Below are 22,755 nucleotides of genomic sequence, written 5' to 3' on the forward strand. Positions count from 1 at the left end.
CGGGTGTCGTGGATGCGGCTGAGGTTGCCGGTTTTGTCGTAGTCGTAGTGGCGCTGAAAGAGGTCGTGCCTTTGTTGGGTGACGGCGTGGGCGTGCAGGCGGTTTTGTTCGTCGTACCCGTAGTGGCTTATGAGTTGGCCTTGTTGGCGCTGTCGCTCGCGGCCTGCCTTGAACAGGTGCGAGGTGAGGAGGGCGCCGTTTAATTCGACGGTGGAGAGATGGCCGCCTTTTTCATGATTGAACGTGACGCGGTTGTTGTCCGGCAGGCGCAGGTTTTTCAGCTGACCGCAGGCATCGTAGCCATAGCGGAGCGTGCCCCAGCCCTGGTGTTCGGCGGTGAGGCGGTTTTGCTGGTCGTATTCGTAGGTAAGCGCCCAGTGGCCGTCGTTGACGCCGAGGAGATTGCCTTGGCGGTCGTAGGCGTAATCGACAGTTTTGCCATCGGGGAGGGTTTTTCTTACAAGGCGACCTGCGTGGTCTCGCCGGTAACGCGTAACTAGCTGACTGCCATCGTCGCCGTGTTCGGTCTTTTCCTGCAGGTTGCCGTTGAGGTCGTAGACATAGGCGGTGCGCTGGCCGTCAAAACCGATTTCTTGCTGGATCAGGCCGTTGGGGTGGTATTGCAACCCATAAACTTCGCCGACCTCGTTCTCGATTTCAGTTAGCAGTAATCGCGTGTTGTCGTAGCGATACTTGACCTGAGTGCCGTCAGCGTTGAGGCGGCGGCTGATCAGATGCAGGCCGTCACCGTATTCGTAACGGGTGACATGCCCCAGCTCATCACGCTCAGCGGTGATTTTTCCGTAAGGGTTGTAGCTGTATTCACGCGTAGTGCCGCCTGGCAGAACCACGCGAACCAAGCGGCCAACACTGTCCAGCTGGTACTGCGTCAGGGCGCCGTATTCATCCTCACGCGCAATTTGGCGGCCCAGATCGTCATAGCGATAGCGCTTCACGCCACCATTCGGCAGTTGCTCCTCAACCAGTTGCCCACGCTCATTCCACACCAGCCGATGACAACTGTGATCGGGATACCAAACCCCTGTCAGTTGCCCGTGTTTGTTGTAGCTGTAGTCAGTAATGCTGCCGGAAGGATCGGTCTTACGTGTGACATCGCCCTGATCATTGCGCTCATACTTCCAAACCGCTTCGCCCCGCCTTACAACCCGTACGAATCCGTTGTCGTGCTCGTAGGAAGTCGGCTCATCGTCCCCCGGAAACAACGCCACTAGGCATCCGGCTTCGTCATACTGATACGCCGTCACCGCCCCCAGCGGATCCTGCTCAACCGTCAGCCGGCCCTTGTCGTCGTAGGATTTGAAGTGTTCGGCGCCATCCGGATCAACGCGCTGAACCAGCCGCGCACGTTGATCGTGCACATACACTTCTTGACTACCGTCAGCGTTGTGAACCGTGACACGGCCGTCATCACCCCAGGCATACCGCGTGTCCATCTGCGAGAAGCTGGCCCAGTGCCGAACACACCGTGCCGCCTTGCCAGACCGTTCCCACTCCCAGAAAAAACTCGCCCCACCGGCCAACTGACGCTCAAGAATGACGTGCTGGTCGTCGTACCGGTAAACCTCGCTTTCGCCTACAGCGTTGGTTGCAGAAACCAGTCGTCCAGCGTCGTCGTATGCGTAGGAAACAACATTCTGCTCCGTGACCCAGACAAACGGCCCCGGTCCCTCAGCCCGATGAACCTGATAGTCCAGCGCAACAATGCGACCACGCTCATAACGCAAAAGCAGCGAGCGCCCCACACCGTTATCCAGCCGCTCAACCCGCCCCAAAAAATCCCGGGAAACACGCAGCCGGTTGTCATACGCATCACTGATCGCCGTCAGCGAACCATCGCGAAAGTGATAGAACCGCGAGCCCTGAGCCAGCACCAACTCATCAGGCAACGAACCCAGGTAAATTGCGGCCTCAGCAAGACTGTTGGTAATCGCAGGCCGGGAAACCGTAGGCAACGGAAACTCAGTCGAACGATTCTCGTGATCCGTCCAAACCACCGAATCACCCACCACCGCCAGCCGCTGCGCCAGCGAATGACTCCAGCCAAACCCCAACCCGCAATCCACTTCCACGGCGCTGGTGCGATACAGGCGCGTCCACTCAAACGGCAAAATCCCGTCCAGCGTGCCGTCAACTAGTGTCAGCAATTCCTCGCCGGTCACCATCGACACCGGGCAGCCGTTGGTAGCAGTTTTATCAGCCGAAGCCGCTGCATCCCCTGCTGGGTTTTTCCCCGACGAGGGCACATCGTCGACGTGCTCTTTCTGTTTCAGCACCGCGTTCTGCCGCGCCCGCCAGCGCATCTGCATCGTGCCTTGCTTCAACCCGCCAACCACGCCGCGAACCGCCACTGCCTTGTAGCGATCAACTGCCTGCATGAACTTCGTCAGAATCCCGAGCAGGCTTCGGACAAAGCCCACCGCCGCCTCCAGAATCTGCGCGCCGTACTTGACCAGCCGCAATCCCAGATAAGCCACACCCGCCGCCGGCAGCGCGATGGTCAGCACCGCGCCAATCACCAGATCAATCAGCAACGACACCACAAACCCGGCCCCCACCTCGGCCATCTCGCCGGGTGGCAGCGCGTCGAGCCAGAGCATCGCTGTGCGCACCATCAGGTAAAGTGCCGCCTCATCACTGGCGAGCAGCATGGCCTGTTCCATGACTTTGGGTGTGTCGGTGGCCAACTGCGCCAACTTGGCCGCCTGATCTCCCAACTGCTCGCCGAACTTCAGTGGGTCTTCAAGAATCGCCTGGACCAGCTTGATGCTGTCCCACACCTCCTTGATTGCCGCCCAACTACCCGCCAACACGCCGCTGCCGATGGCGCTGGCGGTCGACTGCTGCCAATAGGGTTTGAAGTCTTTCCATTGCTCGCGCAGCCACTGCTCCAGGTCCGCCGTCAGCCCGGCGTAGGAAGCAAACAGCGCGTCCACCTGTTCCTCGGTGACGCCACCTTGCACCCGCACCTGATAGCGCCCACCTGCCGCGCAGTGGTGCGAGCCTTTGCCGTGTTCATCGAGCGTCACAACCGTGGAACTGCCGTCATCGAGCCCGATCACTTCAACCGGTATGTCGCCGATCGGCACGTCATACACCGACTCAAACTTACTTTCGATCTTCAGTTCGCCGCCCAGCTGGCACATCACGACAGTGCCTAAAACGTCCGGATCGGTCGTACTCACCACGGTCTGCGAGTTGCCTACCCGCAACACCCGCTCCATCCCCAGCAGCGAGGGCAAATCCGCGGCATGGCTGACCGAATCCAGCGCCTGCGAATACCAGGCGCCCATCTGCTGGCGATACTCCGCCAGGCTTTTATGAAAGCCATTGAGCTCGTGTTCGATCAGGGTAATGTGGGAGGTGTTGGTCATGCGCGACGTCTCCACAGGGGAGACGCGTCTGAGACAGCCCCGACAATCAGGGCACTAACGAAAAAAACCATCTGCAATCCCTCGCACTGTGTGATCAGGCGAAGGACTTTGCAGAGGTTTTCGAGAGATGGATGTAGAGCTTATCCCGCCGTTACGTGGGAGGTTTCAGCAGCTTTCGTGCGCTTTCGGCCAAGCACCAGGCTGCACAGCGCCGGCAGGAACAACAGCGTCAACAGCGTGCCCACCAACACCCCGCCAATCAGCACGTAAGCCAGGGATGACCAGAACACCGACAGCGTCAGCGGTATAAAGGCCAGCGCCGCCGCCAGCGCCGTCAGGATCACGGGCCTCGCGCGCCGCACGGTGGCCTCGACGATCGCTTCGTGAATGCGCATGCCGTGTTCCTGATTCTGGCGAATCTGATCGGTAAAGATCAGCGTGTTGCGCATCAGGATGCCGCCAATCCCGATCAGGCCGAGAATCGCGTTGAACCCGAACGGCTGGTTGAACAGCAGCAAGGTCGGTACTGCGCCAATCAACCCCAGGGGGGCGGTGGCGAAGACCATGAACATCACGCCGAACGAGCGCACCTGAAACATGATCACGGTGAGGGTGAGCAGGATCATGATCGGGAACAACGCCGCCAGCGCGACGTTGGCCTTGGCGCTTTCTTCTACGGGGCCGCCGATGTCGATCTGGTATCCGGCGGGCAGCTTGGCGATCAGCGGTTGCAGGTCTTTGTACACGGCCATTTCCACGTCGGGCGGTTGCACGCCGTCGATGATGTCGGCGCGTACCTCCACGGTGGTCGCACGGTTGCGCCGTTTGAGAATCGGTTCTTCCATCACTGCCTGAAAATGCCCGACCTGCGCCAGCGGCACCGAAGTGCCGGCGTTGTTGGTCAGGGTCATGTTGTTCAGGTTGCCGAGGTTCTCGCGCTGGCTGCCCTGGGCGCGGGCCACGACGGAGACGGTGCGGTTGCCTTCGCGCACTTCGGTGATCGGGTTGCCGCTGAGCAGGGCATTGAGCTGGGATTTGACCTCGTTGGGGGTAAAGCCCAGCAGGCGCAGGCGATCCTGATCCAGCACCAGCCGATAACCGCTGGTGCGCTCGCCCCAATCGAGGAACGCATCTTTGGTCAGTTTGTTGGCGGCGACGACGTTGCGCACGTCTTCGGACACGCTTCGCAGCACATCCAGATTGGGGCCCGACACGCGAAACACCACGGGGAACGGCACGGGCGGGCCAAACAGTAATTGCGTCACGCGTACCCGCGCTGACGGAAACTCACCGGCCGCAATGCGCTCGCGCATGCGCAGTTTCAAGGCATCGCGGGCATGGGAATCCGGGGTTTGCACGATCAGCTTGGCGAACGCCGGGTCGGGCAGTTCGGGGTTCAGCGAGAGGAAAAAGCGTGGCGCGCCGCCGCCCACATAGGTGTCGACGAGGCTGGTTTGTGGCTCTTCCATCAGCGCTTTTTCCAGCTGCGCCGCTACCGCCTCAGTGGCCTTGAACGCGCTGCCGGGCGGCATGTACACCTCAAGAATCAGCTCGGAGCGGTCGGAATTGGGAAAGAATTGCTTCTTCACCACGCCCATGCCCAGCCCGCACAGTACAAACGCGGCGACCACCAGCCCGGTCACCAGCCAGCGCCCGCGGACACAGGCCTCCACCAGCCTGCGCAGTGTCTGGTAGTAACGCCCGGCATAAATCGCGTCGTGGCCGCCGGGCACCGGTTTGATCTGCGGCAACAGTTTTACGCCCAGATAGGGTGTGAACACCACGGCCACCAGCCAGGACGAGATCAACGCAAAGCCGACGATCCAGAAGATATTACCGGCGTATTCCCCCGCGCCCGAACGCGCAAAGCCCACCGGCAGAAAGCCGATGATCGTCACCAGCGTGCCGGTGAGCATGGGCGCGGCGGTGGAGCTCCAGGCGAAGGTGGCGGCGTGAATCCGGTCGAAGCCTTCTTCCAGCTTTACCACCATCATCTCGATGGCGATGATCGCGTCATCCACCAACAAACCGAGAGAAATGATCAGCGCGCCGAGGGTGATGCGGTCGAACTCACGCCCGGTCAGCAGCATGATCACAAACACCACCGACAACGTCAGTGGCACCGCAGCGGCCACCACCAGACCGACGCGAAAACCCAGCGCCAACAGGCTGATCACCATCACCACCGCGAGGGCGACGAAAAATTTCAGCATGAATTCGTTTACCGCCAGGCTGATATTTTTGGCCTGGTCGGAAACCTTGGCAAAGTTCACCCCCAGCGGCAGGTCGGCCTGGATTTTGGCTTCCTGGGCTTTAAGGCTCTTGTCCAGCTCCAGGCCGTTCCAGTGTTTTTCCATGATCACGCCCAGCATCAGCGCCGGGTCGCCCTGGTGGCGGATGCGGTAGCTGGGCGGGTCTTCATAACCCCGGCTGACGCTGGCCACATCGGCGATGCGCAGCACGCGGCCGTTGACTTCCAGCGGCACGTTTTCAATCAGCGACAGGCTGTCGAAGGCGCCGTCGATACGGATATATGCGCGGGCGCCGGCGGTCTCGACGAAACCCGACGGCGCCACGGCGTTTTGTGCGGCCAGCGCAGAAAAAATCTGATCCGGCTTGATCCCCAGAGTCGCCAGACGCTCGTAGGAAAACTCGACAAAAATTCGTTGCGCCTGCTCGCCCAGAATATTGACCTTTTTCACCCCCGGCAGGTTGAGCAAACCCTGGCGCAAGTCCTCGGCCATTTGCACTTGTTGCCGATGGGGCAGGTGCTCGGCTTCCAGGGCATACAGGGCGAAGTACACGTCGGAATATTCATCGTTGAAAAACGGCCCGATCACGCCCTTGGGCAGTTTCGCGGCTTCATCACTGAGCTTTTTGCGGGTTTGGTAGAACAGGTCCTGGATTTCGCTGGGGCGCGTGGACTCCTTGTAGGTCATGCGCATCGACACAAAACCCGGCTGGGCGATGGTTTCGACGCGGTCGTAGTAGTCCAGCTCCTGCAGGCGTTTTTCCAGGCGGTCGGCCACCTGCTCCTGCATTTCCCGGGCCGTGGCGCCGGGCCAGGCGGCGGTGATGGTCATGACCTTGACCGTAAATGAAGGGTCTTCGGCACGGCCCAGTTTGCCGAACGAGAAGACCCCGGCAGCCAGGATCGCAATAATTAGAAACAGCGTGACCGCACGGTGTTTCACCGCCAGTTCGGAGAGGTTGATACCGCGCATGCTCAGTGGTCCTGTTGACGGTTGAGGGCCAATGCCTGGGCGGGCAGCAGGCGTACCGCGTCGCCGCTGTGCAGCAGGTGCGCGCCGAGGGCAACGATGGTTTGGCCGGGTATTACGCCACCGTCGAGCAAGGCCTCTTCCTGGCCGAGGCTGGCGACTTTCACAGGGGCGAACGTGATCGTGTTGTCATCGCCGATCAGCCACACGCCGCTGCCTTGCCCCGCGTCCTGCAACGCGCCAATGGGTACGCGGGTTTGCTCGGCCTGGCCGTTGCCTTGCAGGCGCACAGTGATGGTGGAGCCGAGGGCGAAACGGTCGACAGCGCCGTGCAACACATAGCGCGCGCGGTAGGTGCGGGTGGTCGGGTCGGCGCTGGCGGACAGTTCGCGCAGGGTGGCGGTGACGGCTTGATCCGGGGCGCCGAAGGGGAAGGCCAGGGCCTTTTGTGAGGCTTGGTCGCGGCTGTTTTCCGGCAGGTTGACGATGGCTTCGCGCGCGCCGTCGTGGGCCAGGCGCGCAACGATTTGGCCTTCGGCGACCACTTGGCCACGGTCCACGCGCACGTCGGTGATGATGCCGTCGCCATCGGCTTTGAGGACTGAGTAGGTGCGGCGGTTTTCGATCTGGCTGGCGTCGGACTGCGCCGAGGCCAGTTCAGCCTCGGCGACACGCAGGTGGGTGGCCGATTGGTCGAAGATCTGCCGTGACACTGCGCCAGTGCTGGCCAGGCGCTGGTAGCGGTTTTCGTCATCACGACGCTGGCGCAGTTGGGCCTGGGCGGCATTCACGCGGTTTTTCGCCGAACGCAAGGCCAGTTCGAAATCGCCGATATCCAGCACCAGCAAGGTGTCGCCTCGGGAGACGTGTTGGCCGGGGTCGACCTTGCGTTCAATGACCTTGCCGCCAACGCGAAAGCCCAGATCGCTTTCCGTGCGGGCCGCGACCACGCCGGTGTAGGCGCTTTGCCGGGTGCCGGCGGCTTCTACTTTTGCGGCCAGGACGGGGCGGGGCAGGGGTACTTCGGCGGCGGTATCGGCCTTGCTGTTGCAGCCGCTGAGGATGATCAACAGTGCCAGGGGCGTGAGAAGACGCAGGGGTAGAGGGTTCATGGCGGGCTCCGGGGATGGCCATCGGGGACAAAAAATTATGGACATAATTTTTTACGCATATTATGGTCGAAATATAAATTAATCCAGCCCCCGGATAATCCCCATGGCAAACGCCCCGGCACCGTCACGTAGTTTGTTGTTTTTACTGGTAGCGCTTACCGCCTTGGGTGAAGTGTCGACCCAATTGATGATCCCGGGCCTCGGAGCCATCGAGCAGGCGCTGGCCGCACCGGCGGGTTCGGCACTGATGGCGCTGTCGGCCTTTGTCGCCGCGTTCGGCCTCGGGCAACTGGTGTTCGGGCCGCTTTCCGATCGTATAGGGCGCCGCCCGGTGTTGATCGGCGGCCTGGTGCTGTATGTGCTGGCGACGCTGTCGATGCTGTTGGTCAGCGATATCCAGCAATTTATCGCGGCCCGTATGTTGCAGGGGCTGGGCGCTTGCGCCGCGCTGGTGCTGGCCCGCACCGTGGTGCGCGATGTGTGGAAGGCCGAAGCGGGCCCGGCGTTGGCGCTCACCATGATCGGCATGCTGTACGCGATTGTGGTCGCGCCGATGGTCGGCGGGGTGTTGATCAAATTCTTCGGCTGGCACGCGCCGATCATCCTCGCGCTGGTGATTGGCAGTGTGGTGCTGTCTCTCGCGCTGCTGTTCTTCCGTGAAAGCAACCACTGCCTCGACCCCAAGGCCGGTCACTGGCGCACGCTGGGTGGCCAGTACCTGGACTTGCTCAAGGACCGCCAGTACCGCGCCTATGCGGTGGCGCTGGCCTGTACCTATGGCGCGATGTTCTCGGTGATCGCCGGTTCATCGGCCGTCTTCATCAACCTGCTGGGGTTCAGCAGCCTGGAATACGGCATCAATTTTGGCCTGATCGTGTCGATGCTGATCATCGGTTCCACCTACACGCGACGTAACATCATGCGTCTTGGTCCCCAGCGTATTGTGGCGATGGGCGTGACAATGGTGGCAGTGGGCGGGATCTCGGCGCTGGTGATTTATGCGCTGTTCGGGTTGTCGGTGGCGGGGCTGGATATTCCGGTGGCGGCGGTCACCTTGGGCGGTGGCCTGGTATTGCCGGGCTCGGTCACCGGTGGCGTCATGCCGAACGCACACCGCGCTGGCCTGGCGGCAGGTCTGATGGGTTTTTCGCAGATGTTTGGCGCGACCTGCAGTGGCCTTTTATTGAGCCACCTGCGTGATGGCAGCGCCACGCCAATGATCGTTATTGAAGCCGGTTTCGCGGTGACGGCCTTTGTTGCGTTCCATCTGTTGCGTCAGCGTCAGGTGAAAGGATTGTCCTATACGTAGAACAATCCGGGCCGCTTTTGCCGGCTAGTGCATAAAGGCGGGTGGGCTTATGGTGTAGGCACTTTGGAGGTACACCATGAAAAAGCTTATCGGTCTCTACACCAGCCCCCGCGCCCATTGGGTCGGCGACGGCTTTCCGGTGCGCACGCTGTTTTCCTACGATGCGATGGGAGAGCACATCAGCCCGTTCCTGTTGCTGGACCATGCCGGCCCGGCCGATTTCACCCCGACTGAACAACGTCGCGGCGTCGGCCAGCACCCTCATCGCGGTTTTGAAACCGTGACTATCGTCTATGACGGCGAAGTCGAGCATCGGGATTCCACCGGTGCAGGCGGCAAAATCGGCCCTGGCGATGTGCAATGGATGACGGCCGCGAAAGGCATCATCCATGAAGAGTTTCACTCCGAAGCCTTCGCCCGCAGTGGCGGAGCGCTGGAGATGGTGCAACTGTGGGTCAACCTGCCGGCCAAGGACAAAATGGCCGACGCCGGTTACCAGACCATCGTTGATGGCGATATTCCGGTGCTGCCATTGGCAAACGATGCGGGGCAACTGCGCCTGATTGCCGGTGAGTTTGCCGGTGCCTCGGGACCTGCCCGCACGTTCACGCCTATCGACGTGTGGGATTTGCGCCTGAACGCCGGTAAGGCGGTGACGCTCGACCTGCACGCCGGGCGCAATACTGCGCTGGTGATCCTGCGCGGCACGGTGCTGGTGAATGGTGAGGAAGTCGCGCGCCAAGGACAGCTGGCGTTGTTTGAGCGTGATGGTAGCCAGCTGACGCTGGAAGCTAACGATGACGCCAAGGTGCTGTTGCTCAGCGGCGAGCCGATCGACGAGCCGATCGTCGGCCACGGCCCGTTCGTGATGAACACCGAGCAGGAAATCCATCAGGCGTTTGCGGATTTTCAGTCGGGTCGGTTCGGGCAGATGCAGGCCTGACTGCCAGGCCAGGAACCCTGTGGGAGCTGGCTTGCCTGCGATGCAAGCACCTCGGTCAATGAGCTAAACCTTGGTGATGCTATCGCAGGCAAGCCAGCTCCCACATTTTGTTTCCAGTGTTATCAATTCATGCGATCTTCTGGGCATTCGCCCTGGAGTCGCCTGGATGCCCTCATTTATCGCCGATCACCCGATGTTTTGCGCCATGGCGCTGATCTTTATCGACATCGCCGTGTGGCGCCTGATTTCCCCCACCTTCGCCACCTGGAAGCTCGCGGCGCGGCTGGTGATTTTCGCTGTCTTCAGTGCCGTGTTGTTCAACGACGGCATGAACCCCATGCAAGCCGCGCCTTACGCGGACAACACCGCGTTGCACCTGGCGGCTACTGCTCTGCAGATCGGCTGGTGGCTGTTCGCCGCGCGCACGCTCACGGTGTTGCTCGGCGCGGTGATGATGCAGCGCGTCGGCCACACCGGGCGGTTGTTGCAGGACATCGTCGGCGCGGTGATTTTCCTGATCGCGATCATCGCCGCCATGGCGTACGTGCTCGACCTGCCCGTGAAGGGCGTGCTGGCCACTTCTGGCGCGGTGGCAATCATCGTCGGCCTGGCGTTGCAAAGCACCTTGAGCGACGTGTTTTCCGGCATCGTGCTCAACACCACCAAGCCTTACCAGATTGATGACTGGATCTCCATCGACGGCACCGAAGGCCGGGTCACCGATATCGACTGGCGTGCCACGCGGCTGCAAACCTCGCAGGGCAGCATGGCGGTGATTCCCAACTCCCTGGCGGCCAAGGCCAAGATCATCAACTTCTCGCGCCCGGCGGACATGTTCGGGTTGGCGGTGAGCCTGCAAGTCAGCCCGCATGCGCGCCCGCAAGTGGTGATCGAGGCGCTGGAGCGGGCGATGCAGGGGTGCCGGCCATTATTGGGTAAACCTGCGCCGAGTGTGGCTTTCAAGGCATCGGCCAGCGGTGGCGTCGAGTACGAAATCAGCGGTTTTGTGCCAGCCATGGCCCTGAAGCGTGAAGTGCGCAATCAACTTTACGACCTGGCTTTCCGGCACTTGCAAGCGGCGGGGGTGGGCATATTGTCTGCTACCGAAAGCAGCACGCCGCCTGCCATGTCGGGTGCGCGGGCGTTGTTGGAGCGCTCGTCGATCTTCTCCACGCTGCGCCAGGAAGAGAAAGACACCTTCAGCCAGAACATGACGCTGCACACCTATCGGGCGGGCGATATGATTTTGCCGGCGGGGGAGATCAGCGATCATTTGTTTATCGTCGAGTCCGGCGTGGTGTCGGTGATGCTGATCAAGGGCGGCCACAAGTTCGAGGCCGGGCGCATGGGGCCGGGGGAGGTGATCGGTGAGGCGGGGATCCTGTCCGATCAGGCGACGCTGGCGGACTTTACGGCGAAGACGTTTTGTACCCTGTACCGAATTGAGAAGGAGTATTTGAAACCTTGCCTGGATGCGCGGCATGACATCAGTGAGGCCATGAAGGCATTGCTGGATTTCAGGGTGCATGCGGCGCAGGCGTTGACACAGGAGGCGCCGGTGGTGCCGGTCAAGAAGGGGTTTATGCAGTGGTTGAGGGACAGGGGGTTGTGAGGCGTTGAGCACATTGGTCACCCACTCTTACCCGGAATTGGATATTTCTCCTTCCCCCCTCGGTGGCTAATCTAGCCACCAATCCCCACCGTTCCGGAGTACCGCCATGCAAACCCGTACCGATTTCTACACCGCCTCCCCAGACGCCATGAAAGCCATGCTCGCTCTGGAAGCTGCCGCCGGCAAACTGTCCATCGAGCTGCCTTTGCTGGAGCTGATCCGCCTGCGCGTTTCGCAAATCAACGGCTGCGCTTTCTGCCTGGACATGCACACCGCCGACGCCCGCAAAGGCGGTGAAACCGAGCGCCGTCTCTACACCCTGTCGGCCTGGCGCGAAACGCCGTTCTTCACCCCGCGTGAACGCGCCGCGCTGGCCTGGGCTGAAAGCCTGACCCTGATCAGCCAGACCCACGCACCGGATGAAGACTTCACTACATTGGCGGCCGAGTTCAGCGCCCAGGAACAGGTTGATCTGAGCCTGGCGATTACGATCATCAACAGCTGGAATCGCCTGGCAATCGGCTTTCGCAAGATGCCGAAGTAAGGCTTAGAAGTTCACCGTTGCACTCAGGCGCGCCGTCAATGGCGCGCCCTGGAACAAGTAGTCATCCCCCAGGTATTCGCCCGCGTCGCGCCAGTAGCGCTTGTCGAAGAGGTTGTCGACGCTCAGGCGAAATACCGTCTCATAGCCGTCCAGTTTGGTGGTGTAGCGGCTGCCGACATTTACCACCGCGTAATCCCCGACCTCCACGGTGCCGGTGCGGTTGGCGTACTTCCTGGCGCTGTATTGCACGCCACCCAGCACGGCCAGCCCGTTTACCCACGGCAAGGCGTAATCGGCGTAAACGCTGGCACGCAGTTTGGGGACGTTGATCGCCTGATGGCCTTCGTACTCCGGTGTGCCGCTGCCGGTCACGCGCGTGCGAATGGCCGCGACGCTGGTGGCGATTTGCAGACGGTCGGTGGCCCAGCCGTTGGCGGACAGTTCCAGGCCGGTGTTTTTCTGTTCGCCTTGTTGCTCATAGATGAACGCGCCAGTGCCGTCTGGCTTCGCGTATTGATAGGCCTGGCGCGTCTGGAACACGGCGGCGGCGAAACTGATGCGGTGCCAGTCGTATTTCACACCGGCTTCGATTTGGCGGGACACGGTCGGCGCCAGCGTTTCGCTTGAGTTGTCGGCGAACCAAGGCGCGGTGCCGCCGAGGGAAAGACCCTTGCTGTAGCTGGTGTACAGCGACACGTTTTCCACCGGTTTGTAGACCAATGCTGCCTGGGGCAGGAACACGTATTGCTGGGTGTGACGGGTTTTGGCGCCATCTTTGTTGAAGGCTTGTTCATCAAGGCGCACTTCACGGCCACCCAGAATGGTCTGCCATTGCTCGTTGAAGCTGATGCGGTCAGTGACGAACAGCCCGTACTGGCGGCTGTCGAGGTTGCGATGGCTGGCGTTCAGCGGCTTGTCGGTAGGGGTGAAAGTCGGGGCGTCTTCGTTGATATTACCGCTACCGATGTATTCGTTCACTGCGTCGCGTTTGTCGATCACCCGGCGAAACGCGCTGGTACCGAAAGTCAGTTCATGGCCCAGCCCTGCGGTGTTGAACAACCCGGTCATGGCCGCCTGCACTTCATCGTCACGGCGAGTGTCATCTGGGCTGCGGTAGTCGTAGATGTCGTAGTCGCCCTCAGGGCTGAACGTGTTGGCGTTGCAAGTACCGATGTAATAACAGCCCCACGCAAACGAACTGTAATCATCAATCACTACCTTGCTGCGCGCCGCACTCACACTGCCTTTCCACTGATCGCTGAAGCGGTACTCAAACTTGCCATTGAGGTTCAGCGAATCAATGCCGACCTGATGCGAGCCGCTCTGATGCCCCAACAGCTTTTTCGGCGATGCGTCATGCGGCACCTCGGTGCCGCCCAACAGCTGATACCCCGGCACCGACCGCTGCTGCTTGTTCTGGTACTCCGCATCCAGCTGCAACAGTGCATCCGGGCTGATGTTCCAGTCGAACGCCAGCGACACGAAGTCACGCTGGCCATTCGCATGTTCCACGTAGGAATTGAGGTCTTCATGGGCCACGTTGGCGCGCAGGCCGAACTGCTGCTCGCTGCCAAACCAGCCGCCGACGTCCGTGGCGACATACCCGCTGCCGCGATCGTCGGTGGAAACCGTCACCGAACGCACGTCTTCCGGGCGCTTGGTCACGTAGTTGATCACGCCGCTGGGTTCGGAAATCCCGCTCTGCAACCCGGCCAGCCCTTTGAGCACTTCAACCTGCTGCTTGTTTTCCAGGGCAACGTTCTGCTCGCCGGTGATGGTGCGCCCGTTGATCTTGTAGCTGCTGGCTGCATTCAGCGAGAAACCGCGCACCACAAAGTTTTCGTAGTAGCCGATGGGGGCATAACTGTCGCCGACCGAGGCGTCGTTGCGCAGCACTTCACTGAGCAGGCGGGCTTGCTGGTCTTTGATCATGGATGCGTTGATCACGGTGATCGAGGCGGGCGTGTCGAGCAGCGGGGCTTCATTGAAACCGCCGACCGAGGCGCTGTCAGTGCGATAGCCGGACTCGTCCTGGCCCTGAACCTTCACCGCAGGCAGTTCTATATCAGCCGCGAAGCTATTGCCGATGCCACCGCTGAGCAGCAGGCCGAGGGCGAAACGTGAAGGTGGGAACGAGCGAAAACGCAAAACCATGGGGGCAAGGCCTTAGAGCGCAGGGCGGGAAGGGCGCATAAGCTAGGCATATCGGCCGGGTTTTACAAGCTATGGAGAAGGGATCTATCACGCCGCAGCATCACATGTGGGAGCTGGCTTGCCTGCGATGGCAGTGTGTCAGGCGACGCAGGTAACACTGATATACCGCGATCGCAGGCAAGCCAGCTCCCACAGTGAATCGCATTTCAGCAGGAGTGTTTGAGGGTTTCGCTGGGCAACTCTTTGAACAACGCCCGATAGCTATTGGAAAACCGCCCCAAATGCCAGAACGACCAATTCATCGCCACCTCAGCCACGGTGGTATCGGCGCCGCTCAACAACTCCCGCCGCGCGCCATTCAACCGGCGCAACCGCAACCACTGCGCGGGGCTCATCCCGGTATAGGTCTTGAAGCCTTGCTGCAATTGACGCAGCGGCACACCGGCAATCTGCGCCAGTTCCAGCAGGTTGACGGTCTCATCCTGCGTATCCGCGGCCCATTCGCCGATGCGCGCCATCAGCCGGCGTTCCTCGCTGCGGCGCTGCAATGAGCTGCGGTCCAGGCACACGCAGGCGTTGTCGAGGATAAACAGGCAGTCGTCGAGCAATTGCCGGGTGAGGTTGACGGGGTCGGGCACGGTAGGCAATCGCGTCAACGTACCACTGAGCCAACGGGTGAACAGTGCGTTCTGTTGGCCTGTCAGCGGCGCCATGAACAGGCCTTCGAGTTTCGCCACGTCCAACCCGTGGCGTTGCACGAATTGCGGGCCGAACACCACCGCCACTTCACGGTAGTTTTCCGGGGTGATCCAGGTGTTGCGGCTTTCGCCATTGAGCAGGTACAGCGCGTTGTCGCTGCCGTCAAAACAGAACGCCAGTGAGCCGGGCGGCGCGTTGAAATGCTGTTCCACCCGCGTGTTCATGCACTCTTCGTACACCTCGACACCTTGCAGGTCGAGGTAGCGGATCTGCCCGGCGAAATGCCCCGGGGACATCTGCTGGTACTGCTGCACCCAACCGGGTGTCGCACTGCATTGAGCGGCCACATCACCGGTGGTGAAGGCCTGTACGCGCAAAGCCGTTGCCTGTGTCATGGGTGATCCGTGCGCACTCTATTGGTGCGTTGTGTTGCGTGCAAAGTGGATAGATGCCGTTTGAAGGCTGGCCCAAGATAGACCTCAATGCGCCGGGAGTACAAGTCGGCGCGTGCATCCAACCCATGACGAGGTCCTTATGAAAGCCCCCTTCGATCAGCTGTCCGCCTGGCTGAAAGAACACAAGATTACCGAAGTCGAATGCGTGATCAGTGATTTGACTGGCATCGCACGCGGCAAGATTGCGCCCACCAACAAGTTCCTGCATGAGCGAGGCATGCGCCTGCCGGAAAGTGTGCTGCTGCAAACGGTGACCGGGGACTTTGTCGACGACGATATCTACTACGACCTGCTCGACCCCGCCGACATCGACATGATCTGCCGCCCGGTGTCCAACGCCACTTACGTGGTGCCATGGGCCATCGAGCCCACCGCGATTGTGATCCACGACACCTTCGACAAGCAGGGCAACCCCATCGAGTTGTCGCCACGCAATATCTTGAAGAAAGTTTTGCAGCTCTACACCGACAAGGGCTGGCAGCCGATTGTCGCGCCGGAAATGGAGTTCTACCTGACCCAGCGCTGCGAAGACCCGGACCTGCCGCTGAAAACCCCGGTGGGCCGCTCCGGTCGCGCCGAAACCGGTCGCCAGTCGTTTTCCATCGACGCCGCCAACGAATTCGATCCACTGTTTGAAGACGTCTACGACTGGTGCGAACTGCAGGGCCTGGACCTCGACACGCTGATCCACGAAGACGGCCCGGCGCAGATGGAAATCAACTTCCGCCATGGCGATGCCCTTGACCTGGCCGACCAGATCACCGTGTTCAAACGCACCCTGCGCGAAGCCGCGTTGAAGCACAATGTGGCCGCCACTTTTATGGCCAAACCGGTGGCCGATGAGCCGGGCAGCGCCATGCACCTGCACCAGAGCGTGGTCGAGATCGCCACGGGCAAGCCAGTATTTGTCGACGCCGACGGCAAGATGAGCCAGCTGTTTTTGCACCACATTGGCGGCCTGCAAAAATACATCCCCAAGCTGCTGCCGATGTTCGCGCCGAACGTGAACTCGTTCCGCCGCTTTCTGCCGGACACTTCTGCACCGGTCAACGTCGAGTGGGGTGAAGAAAACCGCACCGTCGGCCTGCGCGTGCCCACCTCAAGCCCTGACGCCATGCGCGTGGAAAACCGCCTGCCGGGTGCCGACGCCAATCCCTACCTGGCGATTGCCGCCAGCCTGCTGTGTGGCTACCTCGGGATGATCGAACAGATCGAACCGAGCGCCCCGGTGGAAGGCCGCGCCTACGAGCGCCGCAACCTGCGCCTGCCGTTCACCCTCGAAGATGCGCTGGCGCGGATGGAGGATTGCGACACGGTCAAGAGGTACCTGGGCGACAAGTTCGTGCGCGGGTACGTCGCGGTCAAACGCGCCGAGCATGAGAATTTCAAGCGGGTGATCAGTTCCTGGGAGCGTGAGTTCCTGCTGTTGAGCGTCTAAAAAACCAATAAAGGGGTGTCGAAATGCGTCTTGTGAAAAAGCTTCTCCCGCTGGCTCTGGTCGCGGGTCTCAGCAGCACCAGCGAAGCGGCACAAACTGTAAGTGTCTACAACTGGACCGACTACATCGGCGAGACCACCTTGGCCGACTTCCAGGCCAAAACCGGGATCAAAGTGATCTATGACGTGTTCGACTCCAACGAAACCCTCGAGGGCAAACTGCTCGCAGGGCGCACCGGCTATGACGTGGTGGTGCCGTCCAACCACTTCCTGGCACGCCAGGTAAAGGCCGGTGCGTTTCTCAAACTTGACCGTTCGCAGTTACCGAACTTCAAGAACCTCGACCCCAAACTGCTCAAGCTGCTGGAGAAAAACGACCCGGGTAACGCGCACTCGGTGCCGTACCTGTGGGGCACCAATGGCATTGGCTACAACGTCGACAAGGTCAAGCAGGTGCTGGGCATCGACCATATCGACTCGTGGGCGGTGCTCTTCGAGCCCGAGAACATCACGAAGCTGCATGAGTGCGGCGTAGCCTTCCTCGATTCGGCGGATGAGCTGTTCCCGGCGATTCTCAACTACATGGGCAAGGACCCGCGCAGCGAGAACCCCGAGGACTACAAACAGGCTGAAGCCAAGCTGCTGACGCTGCGCCCGTACATCACCTATTTCCATTCTTCCAAGTACATTTCGGACCTGGCCAACGGTGATATCTGTGTGGCGTTCGGTTATTCCGGCGACGTGTTCCAGGCCGCCAACCGTGCCAAGGAAGCCAAGAACGGCGTGAATATCGCCTACTCGATCCCCAAGGAAGGCTCCAACCTGTGGTTCGACCTGCTGGCGATTCCGGCCGACGCGGGCAACCCGAAAGAAGCCCACGCCTTTATCAACTATTTGCTCGACCCTGAAGTGATCGCCAAGGTCAGCGCCTCGGTCGGTTATGCCAACGCCAACCCGGCCGCCAAACCGTTCATGGCGCCTGAACTGGTGAACAACCCTGAGGTGTACCCGCCGCAGGAAGTGCTCGACAAACTCTATATTTCCACCACGCCGACCCCGGCGACCATGCGCCTGATGACCCGCGCCTGGAGCAAAGTGAAGACCAACAAATGATTCAGTCGACTGACCACGCCCGTTCTTACTACCGGGCCTCGGCCAATGCCATGCCGGAGCGCCCGCCACTGGGCGCGGACCTGAGCGCCGATGTGTGTGTGATCGGCGGCGGTTTTACCGGCGTCAATACCGCCATCGAACTGGCCCAGCGCGGGCTCTCGGTGGTCCTGCTGGAGGCCCGGCGCATTGGCTGGGGCGCCAGCGGGCGCAATGGCGGGCAATTGATTCGCGGTATCGGCCACGACGTGTCCGGCTTTGCCAAATACGTGGGCGAGGAGGGCGTGCGTTACCTGGAACGGGCGGGGATTGAGTCGGTGGCGCTGGTGGGCGAGCGGATCCGCGAGCAGGGCATCGACTGCGATTTGCGCTGGGGGTTTTGTGAGTTGGCGAATACCCCGGCGCAGTTTGCGGCGTTCAAGGGCGAGCAGGAGAGCCTGGCGGCCATGGGGTATGCCCACGAAACCCGCCTCGTCGAATTGAAGGATATGCAGCACGTCGTGGGCTCGACGGTGTACGCCGGTGGTTTGGTGGACATGGGCTCCGGGCATCTGCACCCACTGAACCTGGTGCTGGGTGAGGCGCAGCTCGCCGAGTCCCTCGGGGTGCGGATTTTTGAGCAGACCGAGGTGCTGGAGCTGATCCACGGCGACACCGTGCAGGTACGTTGCGCGGGTGGCACGGTGCGCGCCGCAAACCTGGTGCTGGCGTGCAATGCGCACCTTGAAGAGCTGGAGCCGCGCTTGAGTGGCAAAGTGCTTCCGGCAGGCAGTTACATCATCGCCACCGAGCCTTTATCGGCGCAGCTGGCGAGCGAATTGATCCCGCAAAACCTGGCGCTGTGCGACCAGAAAGTCGGGCTGGATTACTACCGGCTGTCCGCTGACCGCCGTTTGTTGTTCGGCGGTGCCTGCCATTATTCGGGGCGTGATCCGGTGGATATCGCCGCGTATATGCAGCCGAAAATGCTCAAGGTGTTCCCGCAGTTGGCTAATACCGCCATTGAGTTCCAGTGGGGCGGCAAGATTGGTATCACCGCCAACCGGTTTCCCCAGGTTGGGCGGCTGAGCCAGTACCCGAATGTGTTTTATGCGCAGGGTTACTCCGGGCATGGGCTTAACGTGACGCATTGGTGCGCAAAGCTGTTGGCCGAAGGGATTCATGCGGGTCACAGCAGAGGTCTGGATATTTTCAGCCAGGTGCCGCACATGACCTTCCCGGGCGGCAAGGCGTTGCGCTCGCCACTGTTGGCGCTGGGGATGCTGTGGTATCGCTTGCGCGAACTGGTTAACTGACCCACCTCACTCCAAATGTGGGAGCGGGCTTGCTCGCGAATGCGGAGTGTCAGTCAATGCATTGGGTGACTGATACACCGCATTCGCGAGCAAGCCCGCTCCCACATTTTTGATCTTTGTCAGGCTTTGGGTTCGGTGAGTACTTTGCGGAAGGTTTCCACCAGCGGGCGCAGGTTGATTCGATGCCACGCCGCCCACAGCGGGGTGGTGTAGGTCAGCCACGGCAACTCGCGCAGCACCACGCCGGGTGGTGCATTGCGGCTCAGGCCTTTTTGCACCATGGCCACGCCAAGGCCCGACGCAACCAGACCCAATGCGGTAAAGGGCTCGCTGGCCTCCATGGGGATTTGGGGGGTGAAACCGGCACGAATGCAGGCCGCCACAAAGTCATCCGCCGGGTGGGCGCCGGGTTTGCGCTGCACGCCGATCCACTCCTGCTCGGCCAGGTGCTCAGGCAGCAGCTCACTTTGGTGTGCCAGTGGATGATGCTCGGGCAGGGCCAGCAGCATCGGGTCGTCCAGCACTTGCAAGGCGGTCAGGTCCGGGTCATCCGCGGCGGGTGGTTCGTCGACCAGCGCAATGTCCAGGCTGCGCTGGCGCAACCCTTCAAGTTGTTCGAGGGACGGCAGGTTGTACAGCTTGATATGCACAGTGGGGCGGTCATCCCTTAAAACGCGCAAGGCATTGGGCAGCACACCGGCGTGCATGGCGTTTTCGATATAGCCGATGCACAAGCCGCCTTCCTCACCCCGGCCCAGGCGTTTACCCAATGACTCCAGGCGATTGGCATGGGTCAGCAACGCCTTGGTTTCGGCCAGAAACGTCTGCCCGTCGCGGGTCAGGCGGATGCGTTGCTGGCTGCGTTCGAACAGGGTCAGGCCCAGGCGTTCTTCCAGCTGGGCAATCTGTCGGCTCAAGGGCGATTGGGAGATGTGCAAACGTTCAGCCGCACGGCCGACGTGCTCCTCTTCTGCGACGACTTCGAAGTAGCGCAGTTGGCGTAGATCAATCATATAAGACCTGCTGGGACTCAAGTTGGTCGCAGTATGTCTTGGACGGTCCGATCTATGCAATCTAGGATCTGCTCAACGGTCACCGCGACCCTTCACGCATTTGAGGATCCACCATGAGCTTGAAAGACAAACTCCCAGGCCAACTCGGCTTCGGCACCGCGCCACTGGGCAACATGTTCCGCGCCATTCCTGAAGAAGAGGCTCAGGCCACCGTTGAAGCCGCCTGGAACGCCGGCGTGCGCTACTTCGACACCGCGCCGTTCTACGGTTCGGGCCTGTCGGAAATTCGCCTGGGCCAAGCCCTGTCGCAGTACAACCGCGATGACTTCGTGCTCAGCACCAAAGTCGGTCGGGTGATTCTTGACGAAATCGAAGAAAGCGCCCGCGACCTCGGCGAAAAAAGCGGTGTGTTCGAACATGGCCGCCCGAACAAAATGCTCAACGACTACAGCGCCGACGCCACTCTGCGTTCCATCGAAGACAGCCTGGAACGCCTGCAAACCGATCGCCTGGACATCGTGTGGATTCACGACATCGCCCAGGACTTCTACGGCGACCAATGGCTGGACTACTTCAACCAGGCCCGCACCGGTGCGTTCAAAGTGCTGACCCGCCTGCGCGAAGAAGGCGTGATCAAGGCCTGGGGCCTGGGCGTGAACCGCGTTGAACCGTGCGAGCTGACCCTGGACCTGACCGAAGCCCAGCCCGACGGCTTTCTGCTGGCGGGCCGCTACACGCTGTTGGACCACGACCGTGCCCTGCAACGTTTGATGGACGCAGCAGCGGCGCAGAAGGTTGAAATCGTCGTCGGCGGCCCGTACAGCTCGGGCATCCTGGCCGGTGGCGCGCACTTCGAATACCAGAAAGCCAGCCCGGCGATCATAGACAAGGTCGAGCAGATCAAGGCCATTGCCCAGGCATTCGGCGTCAGTGTCAAAGCTGCTGCGCTACAGTTCTCGTTGGCACATCCGGCCGTGGCTGCGGTGATTCCCGGTGCCAGTCGTCCGGGGCGCATTGCCGAAGACGTTGCGGCGTTGTCAGAGATAATTCCGGCAGCCTTTTGGCAGGCGCTACGCGACGCCCGATTGATTTCGGACCGTGCACCACTGCCGCTTTAACTTCAGGAGTACACCCGATGAAAATTGATGTGAGCGGCAAAGTAGCCATTGTCAGCGGCAGCACCGCCGGGATCGGCCTGGGCATCAGCCTGGCCCTTGCACAATCCGGTGCCACGGTGGTGGTGATCGGACGTGAAGCGGGCAAGGTCGACGAAGCCCTGGCGAGTATTCGCCAGTCAGTCCCCGGCGCCGACTTGCGCGGGCTGGTGGCCGACCTCGGCACCGCTGAAGGCGCAGAGAAACTGTTCGCCGCCGAACCGCGCGCCGACATCCTGGTCAACAACCTGGGCATCTTCAACGATGTGGATTTTTTTGACGCGCCTGATAGCGAGTGGACGCGCTTCTACGAGGTCAATGTGATCTCTGGCGTGCGCCTTTCGCGGCATTACGTGCCGGGCATGGTCGAGCAGGGCTGGGGGCGGGTGATTTTCCTGTCTTCGGAATCCGGCGTGGCAACACCCGCGGACATGATCAACTACGGCGTGACCAAAAGCGCCAACCTGGCAGTGTCCCACGGCTTGGCCAAGCGCCTGGCGGGCACTGGCGTCACGGTGAACGCCGTGCTGCCGGGGCCGACCTTTACCGACGGCCTGGAGCAGATGCTCAAGGACGCCACCGCCAAATCCGGGCGCAGCGCGCGGGACGAGGCGGATGTGTTTGTGCGTAATGCGCGGCCCACGTCGATTATCCAGCGCGCGGCCAATGTGGATGAAGTCGCCAACCTGGTGGCGTACATTGCTTCACCCTTGTCGTCTGCCACCACGGGCGCCGCATTGCGGGTCGACGGTGGTGTTGTCGACAGCATGGCGATCTGAGTTATTTTTCTTTTTTAGGAGTATTTAGTGTGGCAACAGCCTCTTCAGTAATCGAAATTCCGGTGTCAGCAGACCACGTGTGGCAATTGATCGGTGGCTTCAACACGCTGCCGGACTGGCTGCCGTTTATCGTCAAGAGCGAAGCGAGCGACGGCGGGCGTGTGCGTCACCTGGAAACCGCGGACGGCGGCGCGATCGCCGAGCGTTTGCAGACCTTCGACAACGTGGGCCGCACCTACAGCTACACCATCGAGCAATCGCCGTTTCCGGTGAGTGCTTACCTGGCGACGTTGCAGGTTGAGGCGTTGACGGAGTCGTCGGCGAAAGTGACCTGGTCCGGCGTGTTTACGCCGGTGGCGGGGACTACGGAGGCGGCGGTGGAAGAGTTGTTTACCGGCGTCTACAGCGGTGGGCTTGAGGCGCTGCGCGCTAATTTCTAACAGCCACTGCAAATCAAAGGTGGGAGCTGGCTTGCCTGCGATGGCGGTGTATCAGGCAAACTGTTTATTGCCTGGGCTACCGTTAT

16 protein-coding genes are annotated in these 22,755 nt (G+C 61.1%); 10 read left to right on the plus strand and 6 right to left on the minus strand.

Features of this window, described 5'->3' with window-relative positions; all coding sequences use genetic code 11:
* The 3 genes from BFW87_RS23065 to BFW87_RS23075 all read right to left on the minus strand — a co-directional run.
* Positions 1-3,392, minus strand: a 3,392-nt coding sequence (locus BFW87_RS23065) for a DUF6531 domain-containing protein (RefSeq protein ID WP_078742018.1), incomplete at its 3' end; no start/stop codon positions are given.
* A gap of 140 nt (positions 3,393-3,532) precedes the next feature.
* Positions 3,533-6,616, minus strand: coding sequence for an efflux RND transporter permease subunit (locus BFW87_RS23070; protein ID WP_078742019.1), 3,084 nt, complete (start codon positions 6,614-6,616; stop codon positions 3,533-3,535).
* 2 nt (positions 6,617-6,618) lie between these two features.
* Positions 6,619-7,725, minus strand: coding sequence for an efflux RND transporter periplasmic adaptor subunit (locus BFW87_RS23075; protein ID WP_078742020.1), 1,107 nt, complete (start codon positions 7,723-7,725; stop codon positions 6,619-6,621).
* Positions 7,726-7,828: 103 nt separating this feature from the next.
* Between BFW87_RS23075 and BFW87_RS23080 the strand changes: the two genes are divergently transcribed.
* From BFW87_RS23080 to BFW87_RS23095, 4 genes are all read left to right on the plus strand, one after another.
* On the plus strand, positions 7,829-9,034 hold the full coding sequence (locus tag BFW87_RS23080) for a multidrug effflux MFS transporter (protein WP_078742021.1): 1,206 nt from the start codon (positions 7,829-7,831) through the stop codon (positions 9,032-9,034).
* Between the two features lie 76 nt (positions 9,035-9,110).
* Complete coding sequence (locus BFW87_RS23085; protein ID WP_078742022.1) at positions 9,111-9,977, plus strand: pirin family protein; 867 nt, start codon at positions 9,111-9,113, stop codon at positions 9,975-9,977.
* 166 nt (positions 9,978-10,143) lie between these two features.
* Entirely contained in the window at positions 10,144-11,589 is a 1,446-nt protein-coding gene (locus BFW87_RS23090) for a mechanosensitive ion channel family protein (protein ID WP_078742023.1), read from the plus strand.
* A 106-nt stretch (positions 11,590-11,695) separates the two neighbouring features.
* Positions 11,696-12,133, plus strand: coding sequence for a carboxymuconolactone decarboxylase family protein (locus tag BFW87_RS23095; protein WP_078742024.1), 438 nt, complete (start codon positions 11,696-11,698; stop codon positions 12,131-12,133).
* A 3-nt stretch (positions 12,134-12,136) separates the two neighbouring features.
* Here BFW87_RS23095 and BFW87_RS23100 read toward each other — a convergent pair whose 3' ends face one another.
* Positions 12,137-14,287, minus strand: coding sequence for a TonB-dependent siderophore receptor (locus tag BFW87_RS23100; RefSeq protein WP_078742025.1), 2,151 nt, complete (start codon positions 14,285-14,287; stop codon positions 12,137-12,139).
* A 206-nt stretch (positions 14,288-14,493) separates the two neighbouring features.
* Positions 14,494-15,381 (minus strand): helix-turn-helix domain-containing protein, encoded by an 888-nt coding sequence (locus BFW87_RS23105; protein ID WP_078742026.1) that lies wholly within the window; start codon positions 15,379-15,381, stop codon positions 14,494-14,496.
* A 139-nt stretch (positions 15,382-15,520) separates the two neighbouring features.
* Between BFW87_RS23105 and BFW87_RS23110 the strand changes: the two genes are divergently transcribed.
* Genes BFW87_RS23110 through BFW87_RS23120 form a run of 3 tightly spaced genes read left to right on the plus strand, consistent with a single transcriptional unit; the run spans position 15,521 to position 19,283 of the window.
* The gene (locus BFW87_RS23110) at positions 15,521-16,879 is read left to right on the plus strand and encodes a glutamine synthetase family protein (protein ID WP_078742027.1); all 1,359 of its coding nucleotides are present in this window, start codon (positions 15,521-15,523) and stop codon (positions 16,877-16,879) included.
* A 23-nt stretch (positions 16,880-16,902) separates the two neighbouring features.
* On the plus strand, positions 16,903-17,991 hold the full coding sequence (locus BFW87_RS23115) for a polyamine ABC transporter substrate-binding protein (protein ID WP_078742028.1): 1,089 nt from the start codon (positions 16,903-16,905) through the stop codon (positions 17,989-17,991).
* A complete protein-coding gene (locus BFW87_RS23120; protein WP_078742029.1) occupies positions 17,988-19,283 on the plus strand; it encodes an NAD(P)/FAD-dependent oxidoreductase in 1,296 nt (431 codons plus the stop codon). The genes BFW87_RS23115 and BFW87_RS23120 overlap by 4 nt, the downstream gene beginning before the upstream one ends.
* A gap of 119 nt (positions 19,284-19,402) precedes the next feature.
* Here BFW87_RS23120 and BFW87_RS23125 read toward each other — a convergent pair whose 3' ends face one another.
* Entirely contained in the window at positions 19,403-20,296 is an 894-nt protein-coding gene (locus BFW87_RS23125) for a LysR substrate-binding domain-containing protein (RefSeq protein ID WP_078742030.1), read from the minus strand.
* A 113-nt stretch (positions 20,297-20,409) separates the two neighbouring features.
* Here BFW87_RS23125 and BFW87_RS23130 point away from each other — a divergent pair, with 113 nt between their 5' ends.
* From BFW87_RS23130 to BFW87_RS23140, 3 genes are read left to right on the plus strand one after another with little or no spacing between them, the layout of a single operon-like run.
* Entirely contained in the window at positions 20,410-21,414 is a 1,005-nt protein-coding gene (locus tag BFW87_RS23130) for an aldo/keto reductase (protein ID WP_078742031.1), read from the plus strand.
* Positions 21,415-21,431: 17 nt separating this feature from the next.
* The gene (locus BFW87_RS23135; protein WP_078742032.1) at positions 21,432-22,229 is read left to right on the plus strand and encodes an SDR family NAD(P)-dependent oxidoreductase; all 798 of its coding nucleotides are present in this window, start codon (positions 21,432-21,434) and stop codon (positions 22,227-22,229) included.
* 29 nt (positions 22,230-22,258) lie between these two features.
* The gene (locus BFW87_RS23140) at positions 22,259-22,669 is read left to right on the plus strand and encodes an SRPBCC family protein (protein ID WP_078742033.1); all 411 of its coding nucleotides are present in this window, start codon (positions 22,259-22,261) and stop codon (positions 22,667-22,669) included.
* Positions 22,670-22,755 lie beyond the last annotated feature (86 nt).

The organism is Pseudomonas fluorescens, from assembly GCF_002022275.1.
In the GTDB taxonomy this organism is placed as follows: Bacteria; Pseudomonadota; Gammaproteobacteria; order Pseudomonadales; family Pseudomonadaceae; genus Aquipseudomonas; species Aquipseudomonas fluorescens_AJ.

Excerpts from the sequence above, each read along its gene's own strand:
- BFW87_RS23070 (WP_078742019.1), bottom strand. The coding sequence starts at position 6,616 with ATGCGCGGTATCAACCTCTCCGAACTGGCGGTGAAACACCGTGCGGTC.
- BFW87_RS23075 (WP_078742020.1), bottom strand. The coding sequence starts at position 7,725 with ATGAACCCTCTACCCCTGCGTCTTCTCACGCCCCTGGCACTGTTGATC.
- BFW87_RS23080 (WP_078742021.1), top strand. The coding sequence starts at position 7,829 with ATGGCAAACGCCCCGGCACCGTCACGTAGTTTGTTGTTTTTACTGGTA.
- BFW87_RS23085 (WP_078742022.1), top strand. The coding sequence starts at position 9,111 with ATGAAAAAGCTTATCGGTCTCTACACCAGCCCCCGCGCCCATTGGGTC.
- BFW87_RS23090 (WP_078742023.1), top strand. The coding sequence starts at position 10,144 with ATGCCCTCATTTATCGCCGATCACCCGATGTTTTGCGCCATGGCGCTG.
- BFW87_RS23095 (WP_078742024.1), top strand. The coding sequence starts at position 11,696 with ATGCAAACCCGTACCGATTTCTACACCGCCTCCCCAGACGCCATGAAA.
- BFW87_RS23100 (WP_078742025.1), bottom strand. The coding sequence starts at position 14,287 with ATGGTTTTGCGTTTTCGCTCGTTCCCACCTTCACGTTTCGCCCTCGGC.
- BFW87_RS23105 (WP_078742026.1), bottom strand. The coding sequence starts at position 15,381 with ATGACACAGGCAACGGCTTTGCGCGTACAGGCCTTCACCACCGGTGAT.
- BFW87_RS23110 (WP_078742027.1), top strand. The coding sequence starts at position 15,521 with ATGAAAGCCCCCTTCGATCAGCTGTCCGCCTGGCTGAAAGAACACAAG.
- BFW87_RS23115 (WP_078742028.1), top strand. The coding sequence starts at position 16,903 with ATGCGTCTTGTGAAAAAGCTTCTCCCGCTGGCTCTGGTCGCGGGTCTC.
- BFW87_RS23120 (WP_078742029.1), top strand. The coding sequence starts at position 17,988 with ATGATTCAGTCGACTGACCACGCCCGTTCTTACTACCGGGCCTCGGCC.
- BFW87_RS23125 (WP_078742030.1), bottom strand. The coding sequence starts at position 20,296 with ATGATTGATCTACGCCAACTGCGCTACTTCGAAGTCGTCGCAGAAGAG.
- BFW87_RS23130 (WP_078742031.1), top strand. The coding sequence starts at position 20,410 with ATGAGCTTGAAAGACAAACTCCCAGGCCAACTCGGCTTCGGCACCGCG.
- BFW87_RS23135 (WP_078742032.1), top strand. The coding sequence starts at position 21,432 with ATGAAAATTGATGTGAGCGGCAAAGTAGCCATTGTCAGCGGCAGCACC.